Raw genomic sequence first — 18932 nt, forward strand, 5'->3', positions numbered from 1 at the left:
CCCTATGCTGCAGAATGTTAGCGCGATAGTTATTTTAGGCTTGTTTATGTTCATCCCGTTGTGTATGGGGTTGGTAGCCAATAAAAAGCTTCTACCCACCACCGAAGACTTTTTTGTTCAGGGCCGGACCATGGGATCGGTGGCGGTGTTTTTTACCGTGGCTGCTACCTGGTGGAGTGCCTTTGCCTTTTTAGGTTCCAACGGATATTTTTATGCCCAGGGGCCGGTCTACTGGACCGCGATTGCCTGGAATATCCTTTTTGGTTTCCTCTATTATATTATCGGGAAACGGATATGGTTCTACGGCCATAAAAACAACTGTATTACCGCCAGTGATTTTTTCCGGAAACTCTACGGTTCCCCGGCACTGGCCAATTTGGTAGCCATCGTGATGCTGGTCTTTACTATTCCCTATCTCCAGATTCAGCTTACCGGCGGAGCTTATCTTATTGAGGTCGCTTCCGGCGGTCTTATCCCCTGGAAGATCGGTGGGCTCATCTTTTACGCGGTGATCATCGTGTATGTATGGGCCGGGGGACTGCGGGCGGTGGCGTGGACGGATATTTTTTACGGGGTCCTGTTATTTTTTGGTATGGTCTTTGCGGGGTTCTACCTGGCGGCCAAGGTTGGGGGTGCCACGGCGCTTTTCCAGACCCTCAAACAAACGGCTCCGGAATCCCTGACCCTGCCGGGTCCCAAGGGGACCTTTGGTCCTATGATGTGGGTCTCCATGTTCATCATTACCCCCCTGGGCTCCTTTATGGGACCCCAGCTTTGGACCCGGATGTACGCGGTGAAATCTTCCCGGCTCTTTAACATTATGCCCTTCCTCTTGAGTTTCGCGGCCATTGCGTACATCGGTTCCATGCTGGTGGGTAACACCGGGATCGTGCTGGAACCGGGAGTGCAGGTGGCGGATCAGATCCTCCCCGTGATGCTTTTCAAATACGCCCCCTTTGCCCTGGCTGCCCTGATCTGCGCCGGTGGGGCCGCGGCGGCCATGTCCACCGCCAATTCCCAGATCCACTCCATGTCGGCGGTTTATACCGTGGATATTTACCAGCGGTATATCAATACCAAGGCGGATCATAAAAAATTGATCTTCATCGGCAGGCTGGCTATCCTGGTATTTGCCCTGATCGCCTATTTTATGTCCGTTTTTATCCCCGGCTTCCTGGTAACCATAGGCCTGGTGGCCATGTCCGGTACCGCCCAGATCTTTGTACCCACCGTGGGTATCCTGTTCTGGAAACGTTCTACCTCGCCCGGGGCCATCGCAGGGCTTGTTGCGGGGGTGGCACTGATTTGCCTTTTCACCTTTGTTCCGGCGATTAAGGTCCCCTGGGGAATGCACTCGGGCCTGTTTTCGATTATCATCAACACCGTCGTATTTATGGTGGTGAGCCTGCTAACGCCCCTCCGTTCCGGAGAAATTATTAAAGCCCACGAAGAACAGGAAACCGAATACGAGGAGAATTATTCCTAGCATGGGATGGGAAGGCCGGGGTCCATACCCCGGCCAGTACCATCTATATAACGACAACAGATTTGAACTGACGCGGCACTGTAGGGGCCATGTGTCCCCTTGGCCTATGGATAGTAATCCGGTATACTAAAACCATGATACATCCACTTATCAGGGAGATCCGGGCCCTTCCGCCGGAATCCCAGGAACTTACTGTCCGTGGCTGGGTCAGAACCAAGCGGGAGTTAAAAAATCTTGTTTTTGTGGAAGTGAGCGACGGGTCCTGTTTCGGCGGTATCCAGTGTACCTTTGACCGGACCGGGAGATGGGGGGAGGAGACGGAAAAGGCCCTGTCCGCGATATCCACCGGGGTCTCGGTGGAAATAACCGGGAAGCTCGTCCCGTCCCCGGCCGCAGGACAGGAGGCGGAGTTGGCCGCCGCCGCCATCACAATCATCGGGGATGCCCCGGCGGATCAGTATCCCCTGCAGAAAAAACGGCATTCCCTGGAATTCCTGCGGGAAATTGCCCATCTGCGGGCCAGAACCAATACCTTCGGCGCCGTGGCCCGTGTTCGCAGCCGTCTTGCCTTCGCGGTCCATGAATTTTTTCAAAGCCGGGGCTTTCAGTATATCCATACCCCGATCATCACCGCCAGCGATGCCGAAGGGGCGGGGGCCATGTTCCAGGTGACCACACTGGATCTAGAGGCCCTGGCCAAATCCGGTAAACCGCCGGATTACGGAAAGGATTTTTTCGGGAAACGGAGCGGCCTCACCGTATCGGGACAGTTGGAGGCGGAAACCTATGCCCTGGCCCTTTCCCGGGTTTATACCTTTGGCCCCACCTTTCGGGCGGAAAATTCCAATACCACCCGGCATCTGGCGGAATTCTGGATGATAGAGCCTGAAATGGCCTTTGCCCGGCTGGAGGATAACATGGTCCTGGCGGAGGATTTTCTCAAATTCCTCCTCTCCACGGCCCTCAGGGACAATGCCGAAGATATCGCCTTTTTTAATGCCCATATCGAAAAGGACTTGTCCGGGGTACTCCGGTCCGTGGTGGATACGCCCTTTGTCCGTATGACCTATACCGACGCGGTGACGGAACTGGAAAAAAACGCCCAGTCCTTTGAGTTTAGGCCCTATTGGGGCTGCGATCTTCAAAGCGAACACGAAAAATTCCTTACCGAAAATGTAGCCCAGGGCCCGGTGATAGTGACCGACTATCCCCGGGAGATAAAAGCTTTTTATATGAAGATGAACGATGACCGTAAAACCGTCCGGGCCATGGATGTCCTGGTCCCCCGGCTAGGGGAAATAATCGGCGGTTCCGAACGGGAAGAAAACTTAAGCGCCCTGGAAGAGCGGATCCGCGCTCTTGGGATGAACCTTGAGGACTATTCCTGGTATTTGGATCTTCGCCGCTACGGCTCCGCCCCCCATGCGGGGTTTGGTTTGGGCTTTGAGCGGCTCATCCAATACGTTACCGGCATGGCCAATATCCGGGATGTTATTCCCTATCCCCGGGCTGTGGGGCAAGTGAATTTTTAAAGCCTCCCGGAATAGGGGATATGAAAAATTTAAGGCTGCTTCAAAACCAAACTTTTGAAACAGCCTTACTAGTTATTCCTATTCGTCCCAGAGCCAGGTGGAGAGGTACCGTTCCCCGGTATCGGGAAGTACCACCACAATGGTTTTCCCCTTGTTTTCGGGCCGTTTGGAAAGGGTCAGCGCCGCTTCCAAAGCCGCCCCGGAGGAAATACCCACCAGGATCCCCTCTTCTTTGGCTGCCCGGCGGGCGATATTTCCCGCCTTGATCTCATCGGTCTGATAGATTTCGTCCACCAGATCTTTATTGTAGACCTGGGGTACAAAACCCGCGCCGATTCCCTGGATCTTGTGGGGGCCGGGTTGTCCACCGGAAAGTACCGGAGACGCGGAAGGCTCCACGGCGATGATTTTAACCGAAGGTTTTTTCTCCTTAAGGTATTTTCCCGCTCCGGTTATGGTACCCCCCGTACCGACCCCGCCGATGAGGATATCCACCTCACCCTTGGTATCTATCCATATTTCCGGGCCGGTGGTGGACTCGTGGATCGCGGGATTGGCGGGATTGTTAAACTGTTGGGGAATAAAGGAATTGGGGGTTGCCGCCGCTAATTCTTCCGCCTTGGCAATAGCCCCCTTCATGCCCTTGGCCCCTTCGGTCAATTCCAATTCGGCCCCCAGGGCCTTGAGCAGTTTCCGCCGTTCAATGCTCATGGTCTCGGGCATGGTAAGGATGATCCGGTATCCCTTTACCGCGGCCACAAAGGCCAGGCCGATTCCCGTATTACCGCTGGTGGGTTCGATAATAACGGTCCCCTTTTTTATCCTGCCGTCTTTTTCCGCAGCTTCGATTAGGGCCAGGGCGATCCGGTCCTTAACGCTGGAAAAAGGATTAAAACTCTCCAGTTTCGCATATACTATCGCCCCCCCATCGTTGATCTTGTTGATCCTGACAATCGGCGTATTACCTATCAGATCCGTAATTTTTTCTACCCGTGCCATAAAAACCTCCTGAATTGCTATACCGGTCCAGCTAACAGCTATATTGCCTAGTAATTATATAGGTATTATATTATAATAAAATAAAAAAGTCAAGGGAAAAATTCAAAATAATTTCTTTTATCGCTTGTTATGGCGATCCGCGGCGCCTTAAATTTTCCATGAGCCTCCGCCGCATCCGGCTTTAGAGCGTGTCCCGCTTGATCTTCTTCGTGGTGGTCATCTCCATGGGCTCCTCCAGGATCGTGGTTTTCTCGATCCGCTGGTAGGGGAGGAGCCGCTGATTCACCTCGGAGATGATCCCCTCTATCCGGGCCTTGACGGCCTCTTTGGAAGGGGTCCCCCCTTCCTGCTGGTTGAAGAAGTCCGGGCTGGGATAGACCAGGGCTTCGATCCCCTCGGTCTTCAACTTCTTATCCAGGACAAAACCCCGGACCAGAATCTGCTCGATCTCCTCAAAGAGCTGAAATTCGTTTTCAATCTCCTCGGGGTAAACGTTTTTACCCCCGCCGGTGACGATCATATTTTTGGCCCGCCCCGTGAGGTAAAGGTAGTTTTCATCATCCAGGTAACCCAGGTCCCCGGTTTTAAGGTAACCGTCCGCGGTAAAGGCCGCGGCGGTTTCCTCGGGCAGTTCAAAATACCCTTGCATGACCATAGGGCCCTTGACGATAACCTCCCCTACCCCCCGCTCGTCGGGGTTGAGGATCTTCATGTCGCACTGGGGGATCACCTTGCCGACACTGGCTTCCTTGTAATGTTCTATGGGGTTGAGGTTGATGATGGGGGAGGTCTCGGTCAGGCCGTAACCCTGAACAAAGTCTATCCCCAGTTGGTTATATTTTTTAAAAATACTGGGGGCCAGGGGGCCGCCGCCGCAGATACAGATCCGGACCGTGGAGAGGCTGGCCTTATCCAGGATAAAACCGAACATCTTTTTCCCGGGATTGACCTTAAACACCTTTTTGATAAACCCCGAAAGGCCCATCAGGACCGAAATCAGCCCGTAGACGATGGGGCCCTTTTCTCTAAGCCCCCGGAGGATACCCGCCAAGACCTTGTTAAACAACATGGGTACCCCCAGGAACATGGTGATCTTCGCCTCCTTGAGGTCCTTGAGGATCGCCTTGGTCACCATCCGTTTACCAAAGACCACCTCGGCGCCGGTGGAAATGGCCTCGATGAACACCGCCAGCATGGTATAGGCGTGGTGGAGGGGGAGGAGGGCGTAGAAGACGTCGGTGTGGAGTACCGTGAGGGGAGCCCCCTGGGCCAGGTAACAGTCGGAAACCAGGTTTTGATGGGTCAACATCACCCCCTTAGGGGTACCCATAGTCCCGGAGGTAAAGAGGATCGCCGCCAAATCGGTTTCCGTTACCTGCTCTATCTCCGCCACGGGGCCATCCAGGTCGTACACATAGGTACCTATCCCTTTCTTTAACGAGATAAGCTCCTTGATCTGTCCGGAATTGTCCTGATACCGGCCGTATTTTTCTTCATCCACAAAGAGAAACCGGGCTTTGGAGGTTTTGATCAGAAGATCGGTTTCCTCGTTTTTAAGCTGATAATCAATGGGAATCACCACCCCCCCGGCAAAGAGGATCCCCAGGTAGGCCACGGTCCATTCAGGGGAATTTTTCCCTGTTACGGCCACCGCATCCCCCTTACGGACCCCATGGTGGTACAGCCAGCGGGCCACCGCTTCTATACGGCGGAGGGCTTCGGTATAGTTAAGACTAATCCGGTCCGGTTCGTAAATAGTGAAACAGGGCCGTTCCCCGTAACGGGTAACGGTAATTTTAAACATCTCCGGCAGGGTCGGCCAAAGACCTGAAAACGCTTTTCCCCGGAATTCATCCAAAAAAGCCCAGGGGGTATAGGGGTTACTCATAAATTCCCTCCTCTAGATTATTTGACCCCTCAAAAGGCAAAAGGTTGCGGCCTTTAAGAAGGGTTCGGAAAACGTGGGGTGTTACGGGTCCCGCTTCAGGGTTATCTCCACCACGGTATCCACCGGATCCGGCAGAGGATAGTTGTCGAAGCTCTGGGGGTTGAGGAAGAAAAAGGCGTGCTCCCGGTATTCCGCCAGATTCCAATAATCGGCGGGCAGGATCTCACTGCCGTCGGCCAGGAGCCGTATCTTTTCTATTTTTCCCGCCAGATGGGGCAGGCAGACCCCCCCAACCTGGGGTTCGTACAGATGGGCATAGAGGGTGTTTCCCCGCCGGGTAAAGCGGCCCCATTCGGGTTTGGCAAGATCGGCCATGCCGCAGCCGTAGATACTGCGGCCGTTATCTTCCATCCAGCGGCCTACCTCCTCCAGGATCTCCACCGAGGGACGGGGGATCCTGCCCTTGGCATCGGGACCCACATTGAGGAGCAGGTTGCCGTTTTTTGAGACACATTCCACCAGCATCCGGATCACCATATCCGCGGGCTTCCAGTGATGGTCCGCGGCGCAGTAGCCCCAGTGATTGTTCAGGGTGATACAGGCTTCCCAGGGGACGGGCTCCCCCGCATCGTTACGGATCCCCTGGGGGGGGATCATCTGTTCCGGGCAGGCAAAATCTCCGGCATAATCGCTGGGATTCGCCGTCAGAATGGTCCCGGAGTTTTCCCCGGAGCCCTCCAGACGGTTATCCACGATCAGGTGGGGCTGAAGGGAACGGACCATCTTCATCAGATCCGAGGCCCGCCATTTTTCCCCCGCCATATCGCCGTAGGAAAAATCAAACCACATGATATCCAACCTGCCGTAGTGGGTGAGAAGCTCCCGGATCTGGGCATGCATAAATTCAAGGTACCGGTTAAAATCCCGGTTTTCGTTGCCGTAATCCGGGTCGTCCCGGTGGGGATGTTGACGGTCCCCGTAGTGGGGAAAGTCGGGATGCCGCCAGTCGATGATGGAAAAATAGAGCCCCACCCGGATACCTTCCGCCCGGAAGGCATCCAGGTATTCCTGTACCAGATCCCGGCCCGCGGGGGTATTGGGGGCTTTAAAATCCGTCAGCTTGGTGTCCCAGAGGCAAAACCCGTCGTGGTGCTTGGCGGTCAAAACCGCGTACTTCATCCCCGCCTTTTTCGCGAGCCGCGCCCATTCCCGGGGCTGATAAGAAGCGGCGTCAAATTCATCAAAATAAGACCGATAATCTTCATGACTCATCCGCTCGGTACTGCGGACCCATTCCCCCCGGGCGGGGATGGCATATAAGCCCCAGTGGATAAACATCCCAAACCGCGCTTCGGTAAACCACCGGGTACGTTCTGTCCGTTCCGCTCTATTTTTGTTTTCCATATATCATATTATATCACATTAACCTTTTACGGCGCCAATCATGACGCCCTTTACAAAATATTTCTGCACAAAGGGATAGATCAACATAACCGGAACCGAACCGACCACGATTACCGAATATTTAAGCAGATCCATTAAACCCTGTTTCGCCGCGAGCTCCCGGGCATCGGCGATCATGGAAGGATCGATCTTACTCAACACCAGGATCTCCCGCAGGACAATCTGCAGGGGCGCCAATTCCGTCCGGTTAAGGTATATTAGGGCGTTAAAGTAGGTATTCCAGTGGGTTACCCCATAGTATAAGGCCAGTACCGCCAGAATGGGGGTACTCAAGGGGGCCACCATAAAAATCAAAAACCGCAGGGGCGAACAACCGTCCAGGGAAGCGGACTCGTAGAGGGCCTCGGGGATGACCGAGGCAATATAGGTACGGCAGAGGATCACATTCCACACGCTTAAGGCGGCGGGGATGATCATGGCCAACCGGGTGTCGACGAGCCCCAACTTTTTTACCACCATATAGAGGGGCACCATTCCGCCGGAGAAATACATGGTGAACACCATCAGGGCGGACAAGATATTCCGGGCGCCGAACTGTTTACGGGTCAGGGGATAGGCGCAGAGCAGGGTCATGATAAGGTTCACCAGGGTTCCCACAATCATATAGAAAAAGGAATTATAAAAACCGGTCATCAGTTTGGGATTTTTAAAGACCGCGTTGTATCCCCGCATGGTGGGCCGGACCGGCCAGAACCACACATCCCCCGCGATAACCGCCTGGGGATCGGAAAAAGAAGCGGCCACAATATACACCAGGGGGAGGAGGACCATTAACAATACTCCCCACAGGAGGAGATATATAACTATAACAAAGACCCTATCTCCCAGACTGTCCCGAATTATGGAACCTCTTTTACCGCTCGTCATTGGGAGCCTCCTACCACACGCTGGTATCGGTCAATTTTTTTGAAATCTGATTAACCGTTACCATCAAAATAAAACCGACAATGGAATTAAAAAGGCCCACCGCGGTAGAAAAACTATAATTACCGTTTTGCAGCCCCACCTTGTACACAAAGGTGGATATCACCTCTGCGGTAGCCATATTAATGGGGTTCTGCATGAGGTAGGCCTTTTCAAAACCAATACTCATAATGGAACCGCAGTTAAAGATCAGCAGGATAACAATGGTGGGACGGATCGCCGGCAGATCCACATGCCAGATCCGCTGCAGCCGGGAGGCGCCGTCCACCACCGCGGCCTCCTGAGTTTCCCTGCTGACCCCCGCCAGGGCGGCAATATAAATGATGGAAGAATACCCCATGGTCTGCCAAATACCGCTCCATACATAAAGATGGGGGAAAATTCGGGCCTCGCCGAAAAAATTAACCGGCTGCCCCCCCAGGATGGTGATGAGCCGGTTAAAAATACCGATCCGCAGATCCGTAAGCTGCATCAGCATCCCCACCATGACCACCACGGAGATAAAGTAGGGCGCATAGGTGATCATCTGGACCAGCTTTTTAAAGTACAGGGAACGGATCTCATTCAGCCCCACCGCCAGCAGGATAGGGATGGGAAACCCGACGATCAGGCTGTAAAAGCCTAAGCGCAGGGTGTTCATGATAATGGTTAGACCTGAAGGGGTGGTTAAAAATTGTTTGAACCACTTTAAGCCTACCCAGGGACTCTGCCAAATACCCTGGCGGGGACTGTAATCCTTAAAGGCCATCAGGATCCCCCCCATGGGGGCATAACAGAAGATGATGATATACGCCAGGGGCAGGGCCATGATAAGCCAAAATTGCCAGGCCCCCGTATAAAGGCGGACCCTATTCCGGATAGACTTACCCCCCATGGCTAGTTACCCTGCTGACGTTCCCAGGCGGTCTGCATGATCTTGAGGTATTGGGGCAGGCCGATCCGGTTAAAACCGCTTACATAGGCATCCCACTCGGTGTTCAGGTTTCTCCGGCCATTGATAAAGGCCACGGTATTTTCGTCGATGTATTTTTTCAGCTCCACCGCGATGGTCTGGACAGAGTCGGATTCCTTGGAGGTCAGCTTGAGCCGGTTCGGCAGCACGTCAAATTGGCCCTCCTTTTGGGCGTAGGGCTCGCAGACCGTCTCGGTTTCGATCACGAGGAGCTTTTCCAGCCCCGCTGCGGAGGTGATGTCGATATGGGGATCCGTGGCTTCCCCCAGGCGGATCTCCGCGGTGGCGTAGATGAGGCCGATGTCTTGCCAGTCGTGGTTCTGGGGTTCGGCAGTGTACTGGTTCAGTACCTTAAACAGGGCCGGTTTGTCGTTTAACCCCACTTCTCCCGGGGGATAGAGGATAAAGTCCTTACCATCCAGATTGGGACCATACTGGTACTGGAGGTAACCTTCCAGGGTATAGAAATGGTCCGCCCAGCGGAGTACCGCCTCGGGATATTTGCACCGGTCGGTGATAACCAGTTTGTTTTCCTGAAGGTTGTCGTATTTGAAGTAGGTATTGATCTGGGTTCCGTCGGGACCCTTCAGGGGAGGAATGGCCCGGTAGGCTCTATACAACCGGGGGTTCACATCGGCATCCACACTGTTGACAATGGCCCCGGAGGCCAAAAAGAGTACTGGCGCCCCGGGCTGGTTGACCAGGCTGCGGAACTGATCCGGGTTTTGGGTGAAACCGCCGTCATAAATGGCCCCCATCCGGTAGAGATCGTGCATGAACCGCAGGGCTTCCCGGTATTGGCTCTGGTTGGCAATGGTTACTACCTCGCCGGAGGGGGAGACCGCCAGCTTATCCCCCGCGGTCCGGTCACCGGGATTGGTGATAAAGGAACCGGTGAGGAAGCTGATGAACTGCTCCCCCCAGCCGGTGGTGGACCCCGTAAGCGCGATACCCTTGGGGTTAAGCTCCAAAAAACGTTTGCACACGGCCTTAAATTCTTCGGTGGTCGTGGGGATTCCCAGGCCAATCTTCTCGATCCAATCCATGTTTACCCACATTTTATTGTAGAAATTACAGTGATAACATTCGTTAAAAGAGGCGATCCCATAGATATGGCCGTCCGCCTGACGCTGCTGGGCCCAAAGTTCGGGATTCTCCTGCATAAATTTCCAATAATTAGGCATATACTGGGGGATCAGATCCTCTAGAGGGATGAGGATATGCTCTTTCATGCCATATTGGGCCACGTCGGGGGTTCTGAACATAAAAGCATCGGGGTATTCATTACTGATAAGGAGCAAATTGATCTTTTCTATCGCCGAATCGTTCGGTGCAGTAATAAAATTCCACTTAATATTGGTTTTTTCTTCCAGATAGCGGGTAAAATCATTGGTTTGCAGATCAATAACATTGGGGGCGCTCATAGCAAAGAGGCTCATCTCCAGGGGCTCTTTTACTATGGGGTATTCCCCCACCGGGGTGTAGCGGTCCCCGGTATCACCGGCTGCCCCGGTTTTTTTCCCGCCGCAGGCCGCCGACAAAATACAGACACTGGATAAAAGGAATATCCATCCTTTTATCTTCTTAATCCTTTCTTTTTTCACTTTCGCTTTCTCCTTATTTTAATATTGCGATAGGCGCCAGCATATTGCAATATAAATATTAAAATAGAAGGAGAAAGCCCATACATTCCCTGATTATGCTGAAATTTTGAGGGAAAACATGCTTTTTATGTACACTATATATAGCGTCCTGAACAATTACCCCCTTTGGAACTACCGGTTACTTTCATTTTTTTGCCGGATAGGAGGTAACAAAAATTCCGTAGTCGATAAGTTTGATTTGCTTGTCTTGGGTCTTTTCTATGATAAAATCAGGTTTAGGATTTTCTTCCCTTATTATCGTTATCTTTTTATTTTTTTCTATGATATTATAAATCTTTCTTCTTACGGTGTATGGCCTTCTTACCATTTTGAGATGCCAACGCATCCCCCCCACACCGGAAACAAGGATAGTACCATAATTAAATAATTTCCCCCATAAGCCTTGAGAACAAAAAAGGCCTTCGATTTTTTCTATAGGGATATCACTCAAAAGCGTAGACCATACTCCTTTTTTTAGTATCAGCCGCTTATTGGTGAGATAATATCTTGTCCTGATATATTTCAATACTTCAAAAAGAAAATATAGGACACATCCTATACCAATGATAAAAAATACTTTTCCGAAGATCATATTCAATAAACCGGCCAGAATAGATAAAGAAAGGTTTTGAAGAAAGATAGCCCACAGCAGAAGCAAGATAATATAAAAAACTATGCCTAAAAGCGGTTTTAATAATACACACCAATGTACTACGGGCTGATAAAGTACCACCTCCCCTTGTTCCAAGTTTTTCTTTTTTAGTAAGTTCATTCTGTCCTCCTTAAATAAAATTCGTTTATAATTACGGTGGTATCACAACCTGATGGCCCAACAGGACCCCAATTTTGAATCATAATTTTTATTTACGGAAAAACTAACTTAACAGATCGAGCCAGTTTCAAAACTCAGTTGGTTTTGAAAAAATCTTGATTAAGAATAATTTAACTCCCTAAAAATGTCAAGTTACTGAGTATAAGCTGTTAACGACCAATAGAAATGTCCTCCTCCCGCTTAGACGGCATGCGGGTCTGAGTGGCCGTTTTTAGGTATTGGTAGATCCTCAACGAGGAGGCTTTTAGGATACTCAGGCGGCGGGTTTGGTGTCCCGCCATACAAAAAACCTCGATTATCGGGGTTCCGGGGCGTATCCCTTTCCGGATTGGTTAAATTTCGATAATAAAGTATATTGGAAGCATGAAAATTAGATTTTTCCTACCCCTGATCTTTTTTCAGGTTTTTTTTATTTCCTGCGCCGCTACCATAAACGGCTCCCTGGCGCTCAACGGTTCCGGGGAACTAATGCTCCGGGCATCCCTGGAAAGCCGGACCTCCGCGTTGATCCGGTCTTTTTCCGCGGTTTCCCTGGGGCCCGAGGCTGCCCGGAGCAGGCCGGTTATTGACGGGCCGGCCATAGCCCGCTCCATGGCCGCCGCTCCGGGGATCGCCGAGGTTTCCTTCACCAATACCGGCCCTTCCGCCATTGAAGGCCCCATAGGGATCTCCCGGGTGGATGAATTTCTGGCTCTCCCGGGGAACCGGGGGGAAAGCCGGTTCATCGTTTATGAACAGACCCCCTCGGGAGGGCGGCTTGCCCTTTCCCTGGATCGCGATTCCGGGCCGCAACTGCTCGCCCGGATATCCCGGGAGGTGGCGGATTATCTTGCCGCCCTTATGGCCCCGGTTTCTACCGGGGAGTTCCTCTCCAAAGGGGAATATCTGGCTCTGGTTACTTCCATCTACGGCAGAGGTGTGGCGGATGAAATCGCCGGGGCCAAAATCCGGGCGTTTATCGATTTTCCGGGGCCCATCAACGCGGTCCGAGGGGGTACCTATACCGGAAGACAGGCTGTTTTTGAGGTACCCCTGCTGGACATTCTGGTTCTGGAAACCCCTTTGAATTACGAAATCCGCTGGAATTAGGACGCATCTTCAAAACTAGGGCCCGCCCGAACCCGGAATGAGGGCCCGGTCTTAAAGTAAGCCTTGTCTAACAATAAATAAATATTTATAGATAAAAAAGTTGATATTTGATGACTTGTCTAATTCCTTAAATAGCATTAAAATATAAGTAATTACAATATGATAAATTTTTATCTATATGAATGGAGGTGTCCATGGCGACAGCTGAGGCAACGTTAACTCGGGATGTGGATAGTCAGGGGGATATTGAATTTCCCCAGGAGTTATCGGCATTTATTGATGAATGGAAGGTCAAACCAGGCAGTCTGATCATGATTCTGCATAAGACCCAGGAAACTTTTGGTTATATTTCCCGGGCCGCGGCGGAAAAACTTTCAAAACTCACGGGGATTCCCCTGGCGCGGATCTATGGGGTTATCACCTTTTATCACTTTTTTAAGACCACTAAACCGGGGAAACATAGGATCTCCGTGTGTTTAGGAACCGCCTGCTACCTTAAAGGCGGCCAGGATCTTATCGAGGAGGCCCGGAGCATACTCGGTATCGGTGAAGGAGGGGTAACCGAAGACGGACTTTTTTCCATCGATCCGGTTCGTTGTGTTGGGTGCTGCGGTCTTGCCCCGGTTATAACCGTGGGGGGTGATACCTACGGGAAACTCAACAAGGAACAACTTCCGGAGATAATCGCTAAATACCAAAACAGTTAAGAAAATCTTTTTTACGGCGGTCTTTCACCAAAATCCGGAGGATTTTTTACGATGCATTTTACCCTAAGCGATCTTGTTATTGATATTACTCAAAATGCAGTTGAATCGGGGGCATCCTTGGTGGAATTGGAAATCCGGGAAACGGATAAAGAATTCCGGTTTATCCTTAAAGATAACGGCCGGGGGATGAACCAGCACGAGTTAGAACGGGCGGTTGATCCCTTTATAAGTGATGGAAAGAAACACCCCCACAGAAAAGTAGGATTAGGGATCCCCTTTCTTATTCAGACTTCGTTACAATCCGGGGGTGGATATGATTTACATTCGGAAAAAGACAGTGGAACCATGGTAACGGCCTGGTTTGACTTAACCCTGACTGATACGCCCCCAGTGGGGGATATCTCGGGGATGTTGAGGACGGTAATGTTATTTACTGGGCCTAAGGAAATAAATATCCGCCGATCCCGTTTAACCGGAGCGGGGGAAAAATCCTATAAAACCAGTAAATCGGAGCTTCAAGAAGTTCTGGGGGATCTGGAAGATGCGGCATCCTTGATTTTATTGGATCGGTATCTTAAATCAATGGAAGAAGACGAAGAGAGAGAGGAGTAAGATTATGGCAAAGTTGAACTTGGAACAGCTGCGTCAGCTGAGGGATTCCAAAAAAAATGATCTGAGAAGGCGGGAAAGCGTCGGTAAGGACATTCAGATTATTGTGGCCATGGGGACCTGCGGGATTGCCGCAGGGGCGAAAAACACCCTGGAGGCTTTTATTAAAGCCACGGATACGGAAAATCTGGTGGATACGGTATTAATCCGCCAGACCGGCTGCATGGGACTTTGCAGTTCGGAACCCACGGTGGAAGTGGTGGTTCCCGGGATGCCCACGGTTACCTATGGTACGGTGGACGCCAAACTCGCGGGAGAAATCGTAAAAAAACATATTATCGGCCGGGAGCTCTTGGATGATCACATTCTAAATCAAGCCCCGGCGGGTGTTCGGTAAAGGGGATATCCATGGCTTACAATCATTATATCCTTACCTGTGGCGGAACCGCCTGTGAGTCCAACAAGGGAATCGAAATATATGAACGGCTCATCGCCGAGGCGGAAAAGCAAGGGGTGGCGGATCAGGTACAAATAGTTAAGACCGGCTGTTTTGGGTTTTGTGAGAAAGGACCCATCGTTAAGGTCCTTCCGGAAGATTCCTTTTATGTGGAGGTCAAACCGGAAGACGCCCCGGAGATCATCGCGGAACAGATAGTCAAAGGCCGGGAAGTTCCCCGTCTCCTCTACAAAACAGAGAAAAAAAGCTCCAGCGCGGTGGAGGATATCGAATTTTACCAGAAACAGGTCCGGGTGGTCCTCAGAAACTGTGGGGCGATTAATCCGGAAAATATCGATGAATACATAGCCCGGGAAGGGTATATCGGCCTTGAAAAGGCCCTTTTTGACTTAAAACCCGAAGAGGTGATCGAGGAATTGAAAAAATCCGGACTCCGGGGCCGGGGCGGCGCGGGATTCCCCACCTGGCTTAAATGGGATCTGACCCGCAAGGTTCCGGGGGATATCAAATACGTGGTCTGCAACGCCGATGAAGGGGACCCCGGCGCCTATATGGACCGGTCTACCATCGAGGGAGATCCCCATTCGATCATCGAGGCCATGACCATCTGCGGTAAAACCATCGGTGCCCACCAGGGTTATGTGTATATCCGGGCGGAATACCCCCTGGCCATCAAGCGGCTTCAGATAGCCCTAAACCAAGCCAAAAACTATGGCCTTTTGGGCAAGGACATCCTAGGCTCCGGCTTTGATTTTGACATAGAGATCCGCCTGGGGGCCGGCGCCTTTGTCTGCGGAGAAGAAACGGCCCTGATCAAATCCCTGGAGGGGCAGCGGGGCATGCCCGTTCCCAAACCTCCCTTCCCGGCGGTCCAAGGCCTCTGGGCCAAGCCCACGGTGATCAACAATGTGGAGACCCTGGCCAATATCCCGGTGGTGATGACCCGGGGCGGTGCCTGGCTTGCGGCCATTGGTACGGAGAAGTCCAAGGGGACCAAGGTTTTCGCCCTGACCGGAAAGGTACAGAATTCGGGACTGGTGGAAGTTCCCATGGGGACCACCCTCCGGGAGATTATCTTTGAGATCGGCGGCGGCATCAAAAACCAGAAAAAATTCAAGGGAGTCCAGACCGGCGGTCCCTCCGGGGGGATCCTCACCGAAAAGGCCTTGGATACCCCCATCGACTATGAAAGCCTTACCGCCATGGGGTCCATGATGGGCTCCGGGGGTATGATTGTCATGGACGAGGACGACTGTGTGGTGGACGTTGCCCGGTTCTATATGGATTTTTGTGTGGATGAATCCTGCGGCAAATGTTCCCCCTGCCGGATCGGTACCACCCAGATCCTCAATATTCTGGAAAAAATCGCCCGGGGCAACGGTGAGGAGGAAGACCTGGATAAGCTTGAAAGTATAGGCAAGGCCATGACCAAGGCTTCCCTCTGTATGCTCGGAGGAACCGCAGCCAATCCCACCCTGTCCACGGTGAAGAATTTCCGGGAAGAGTATTTGGAACACATCCGGGATAAGAAGTGCCGGTCCGGTAAGTGTAAGCACCTCGTGATCTTTGAGATCAACCCGGAAAAGTGTATCGGATGCGGGCTCTGCGCCCGGCGTTGTCCCGTGAATTGTATCACCGGAGAAAAACGGCAGCCCCATACCATCGATCAGTCCAAGTGTATTAAATGCGGCGAATGTTTTAAGAACTGTAAATTCGGCGCGGTTAACAAGAAGTAAAGGAGTAACCATGATTAACCTGAAAATAAACGGTATTCCCCTGCAGGTGGAAGAAGGTACGACCATCCTCAACGCTGCTAAAAAGATCAATATTAAGATCCCTACCCTCTGTTATAACCCGGATCTTCCCCCTTGGGCATCCTGCGGTATCTGTATTGTCCGCATGGAAGGTTCCCCCAAAATGGTCCGGGCCTGTACTACCCCGGTAACGGAAAACATGAGTATCATTACCCATGATACGGAGATCATCGCGGTACGGCGGACCGTGGTGGAACTGATCCTGTCCAATCACCCCAATGACTGCCTGCAGTGTCCCCGGAATGGCAACTGCGAACTCCAGACCCTGGCAGCGGAATTCGGTATCCGGCAGGGTCCCTACCGGAAAATATCCAACAACCTGTCCATTGATGATTCCAATCCGGCCATCATACTTAACCCCGAAAAATGCATCCGCTGCGGCCGCTGTGTTAAGGTCTGTCAGGAGATGCAGAATGTCTGGGCCCTGGAATTCCTTGGCCGGGGTATCAAGGGCAGGATCGCCTCTGCGGCGGGTACCCCCCTGGGGGAGAGTCCCTGTATCAAATGCGGCCAATGCGCCGCCCACTGTCCGGTGGGGGCTATCTACGAACGGGACGATACCGTCAAGGTATGGGCCGCCCTGCAAAACGCCGATGTCCATCCGGTGGTCCAGATTGCCCCGGCGGTCCGGGTTGCCCTGGCCGAGGAATTCGGCCTGGAACCGGGCTCCCTGATAACCAAAAAGATCTACACCGCCCTCAGACGCCTTGGGTTCAAGACCATCTTTGACACCAACTTTTCCGCGGATCTCACCATCATGGAGGAGGGAACGGAGCTGGTGAAGCGGCTTACCCATGGGGGGAAGATTCCCCTCATCACCAGCTGCTGTCCCGCCTGGGTTGATTATATGGAAAAATACTATACCGATATGATACCGAATTTTTCCACCGCCAAATCCCCTCAGCAAATGATGGGCGCCATGATCAAGACCTATTGGGCGGGAAAAGCCGGGATAGACCCGGACAGGATCTTCTCCGTTTCGGTCATGCCCTGTACCGCTAAAAAATGGGAAACCAAACGGAACCAGGATATGCGGTCCGCCGGTCATGGGGATGATGTGGACATCTCCATTACCACCCGGGAATTGGCCCGGATGATCAAACAGGCGGGGATTGAAATCCTCAAACTTGATGATGAGGAAGCGGATAATCCCCTGGGCCCCTATACCGGGGCGGGTACCATCTTCGGTGTTACCGGGGGGGTTATGGAAGCCGCGGTGCGGAGCGCCTATTTCCTCGTGACAAAAAAAGAGTTGGGGGATGTCAATTTTCTCCCGGTCCGGGGTCTTGAGGGGGTAAAGGAAGCGGAGGTGGATTTCCAAAACGGTACCAAGATCCGCATCGCCGCGGCCCACCAAATGGGTAATATCGCCGAGGTTTTGGACCGGATCCGAGCCGCCCGGGATGAGGGGAAGGAACCTCCCTACCACTTTGTGGAGGTTATGGCCTGCCGGGGAGGCTGTATAGGCGGGGGCGGACAACCCTATGGTTGTACCGACGAGATCCGCTCTAAACGCAGCGCGGGGATCTACCGGGATGACGAGATATCGCCCTACCGCTGTTCCCACCAGAACCCTAATATCAAACTGGTATATGATGAATTCTTGGGGGAACCCACAGGTCATAAGGCCCATGAACTGCTCCACACCAAATACGAGGAACGGCCCCTGTATTTAAAATAAGCCGGCTCAACGGTGATCCGCTAAAAAGCCGCCCGGAAATACTATGACCCGTTGGTCAAGTTATTTCCGGGCGCTTTCTCATCCGGGGAAGGTCCGCAGCGGGAAGGGTTACTTTTTTCGGGATTTTTTCGTAACGGCCCTTGAAATTTCCGCGGTGATATCGCCAAGGGCTGCCCGCCCTTCCATACTTTTATTCTGGGATTCCTGGTAACGATTGGCGGCCAGGTTCTCTTCTGCTTCCCCGATAGTATTCCGGGCGGCTTCCAGTCTTTGGGTCAGGGCATTAAAATCGGCATCCACCTTATCAAGGTTTTTTGCCGTATTCAGGGTCTTTTCGGTAGCAGCCAGGGCATTTTGCGCTTCCGAGAGGAGCCGTATGGTTTCTTCCCGGGCCCGAGCCGCCCCGAAGCTGCCATCACTCCGGGCTTTTTCCGCGGCATCTATGGCTTCCTGGGCCAGGAGCTTGGCCTCGTCGTACCGCTTGGAATCCGCCGATGTCCGCATCCGGGAAAGGGCGTCCCTCGCCCGTAGCAGGGAACTTTCTCCATAGAGGACCGCATCGGGATCATTTTCCGCCTGGGTAACCGCTGCGGAAGCCTTTTCCATTTCTTCTGTTGGGGGCTTGGCACATCCCCAAAGTAGTACGGCGCCGATTATGGCGCCCCATAAAAAAAATAATCCCCGCTGTCCCATGGTTCCTCCTGATATTCCGGCCATGACTGGAATATGGAATCTTTTCAAAAATATGCTAGTTTGAAAAGACTTCATAAGGAAACCGCCGGAAACCACCGGGATTTCCAGAAATTCCCTTAATATAATATAATCTATAAATATGTTATTTTGGGATAGTGGTAA

Annotated in this window: 16 protein-coding genes; 8 read left to right on the forward strand and 8 right to left on the reverse strand. The window is 52.3% G+C overall.

The annotated features are described in order from the left end of the window. The first annotated feature begins 4 nt into the window (after nt 1–4). On the forward strand, nt 5–1486 hold the full coding sequence (locus tag LQZ21_RS03805; protein ID WP_411042838.1) for a sodium:solute symporter family protein: 1482 nt from the start codon (nt 5–7) through the stop codon (nt 1484–1486). A gap of 134 nt (nt 1487–1620) precedes the next feature. Then, complete coding sequence (gene asnS, locus LQZ21_RS03810; protein ID WP_411042839.1) at nt 1621–3018, forward strand: asparagine--tRNA ligase; 1398 nt, start codon at nt 1621–1623, stop codon at nt 3016–3018. A 78-nt stretch (nt 3019–3096) separates the two neighbouring features. Here the strand turns inward: asnS and cysK are convergent, their stop codons facing one another. From cysK to LQZ21_RS03845, 7 genes are all read right to left on the reverse strand, one after another. Next, entirely contained in the window at nt 3097–4017 is a 921-nt protein-coding gene (gene cysK, locus LQZ21_RS03815) for a cysteine synthase A (RefSeq protein WP_411042840.1), read from the reverse strand. Between the two features lie 181 nt (nt 4018–4198). Next, nucleotides 4199–5905 carry an AMP-dependent synthetase/ligase gene (locus tag LQZ21_RS03820; RefSeq protein ID WP_411042841.1) on the reverse strand — a complete coding sequence of 569 codons (1707 nt, stop codon included), beginning with the start codon at nt 5903–5905 and terminating at the stop codon, nt 4199–4201. A gap of 81 nt (nt 5906–5986) precedes the next feature. After that, nucleotides 5987–7309 carry an alpha-L-fucosidase gene (locus tag LQZ21_RS03825; protein WP_411042842.1) on the reverse strand — a complete coding sequence of 441 codons (1323 nt, stop codon included), beginning with the start codon at nt 7307–7309 and terminating at the stop codon, nt 5987–5989. An 18-nt stretch (nt 7310–7327) separates the two neighbouring features. Continuing rightward, a complete protein-coding gene (locus LQZ21_RS03830; RefSeq protein ID WP_411042843.1) occupies nt 7328–8236 on the reverse strand; it encodes a carbohydrate ABC transporter permease in 909 nt (302 codons plus the stop codon). 10 nt (nt 8237–8246) lie between these two features. Further along, complete coding sequence (locus tag LQZ21_RS03835; protein ID WP_411042844.1) at nt 8247–9167, reverse strand: ABC transporter permease; 921 nt, start codon at nt 9165–9167, stop codon at nt 8247–8249. Nucleotides 9168–9169: 2 nt separating this feature from the next. Then, the gene (locus LQZ21_RS03840; protein ID WP_411042845.1) at nt 9170–10849 is read right to left on the reverse strand and encodes an extracellular solute-binding protein; all 1680 of its coding nucleotides are present in this window, start codon (nt 10847–10849) and stop codon (nt 9170–9172) included. Nucleotides 10850–11033: 184 nt separating this feature from the next. After that, nucleotides 11034–11660 (reverse strand): PH domain-containing protein, encoded by a 627-nt coding sequence (locus tag LQZ21_RS03845; protein ID WP_411042846.1) that lies wholly within the window; start codon nt 11658–11660, stop codon nt 11034–11036. Nucleotides 11661–12083: 423 nt separating this feature from the next. Between LQZ21_RS03845 and LQZ21_RS03850 the strand changes: the two genes are divergently transcribed. The 6 genes from LQZ21_RS03850 (at nt 12084) to LQZ21_RS03875 (ending at nt 18077) form a co-directional block, all read left to right on the forward strand. Next, on the forward strand, nt 12084–12809 hold the full coding sequence (locus LQZ21_RS03850) for a hypothetical protein (protein WP_411042847.1): 726 nt from the start codon (nt 12084–12086) through the stop codon (nt 12807–12809). A gap of 194 nt (nt 12810–13003) precedes the next feature. Beyond that, nucleotides 13004–13516 (forward strand): NADH-quinone oxidoreductase subunit NuoE family protein, encoded by a 513-nt coding sequence (locus tag LQZ21_RS03855; protein WP_411042848.1) that lies wholly within the window; start codon nt 13004–13006, stop codon nt 13514–13516. A gap of 51 nt (nt 13517–13567) precedes the next feature. Next, nucleotides 13568–14128 (forward strand): ATP-binding protein, encoded by a 561-nt coding sequence (locus LQZ21_RS03860; RefSeq protein WP_411042849.1) that lies wholly within the window; start codon nt 13568–13570, stop codon nt 14126–14128. A 4-nt stretch (nt 14129–14132) separates the two neighbouring features. Beyond that, nucleotides 14133–14522 (forward strand): (2Fe-2S) ferredoxin domain-containing protein, encoded by a 390-nt coding sequence (locus tag LQZ21_RS03865; RefSeq protein WP_411042850.1) that lies wholly within the window; start codon nt 14133–14135, stop codon nt 14520–14522. Between the two features lie 11 nt (nt 14523–14533). Next, nucleotides 14534–16318, forward strand: coding sequence for an NADH-ubiquinone oxidoreductase-F iron-sulfur binding region domain-containing protein (locus tag LQZ21_RS03870; protein ID WP_411042851.1), 1785 nt, complete (start codon nt 14534–14536; stop codon nt 16316–16318). A gap of 10 nt (nt 16319–16328) precedes the next feature. Next, on the forward strand, nt 16329–18077 hold the full coding sequence (locus tag LQZ21_RS03875; RefSeq protein WP_411042852.1) for an NADH-dependent [FeFe] hydrogenase, group A6: 1749 nt from the start codon (nt 16329–16331) through the stop codon (nt 18075–18077). A gap of 108 nt (nt 18078–18185) precedes the next feature. Here LQZ21_RS03875 and LQZ21_RS03880 read toward each other — a convergent pair whose 3' ends face one another. Continuing rightward, nucleotides 18186–18794: a DUF4398 domain-containing protein gene (locus LQZ21_RS03880; RefSeq protein ID WP_411042853.1), complete on the reverse strand. Its 609-nt coding sequence runs from the start codon at nt 18792–18794 to the stop codon at nt 18186–18188. Nucleotides 18795–18932 lie beyond the last annotated feature (138 nt).

The sequence above is a fragment of the Treponema sp. TIM-1 genome (assembly GCF_046533115.1).
GTDB lineage: Bacteria > Spirochaetota > Spirochaetia > Treponematales > Breznakiellaceae > JAIRMO01.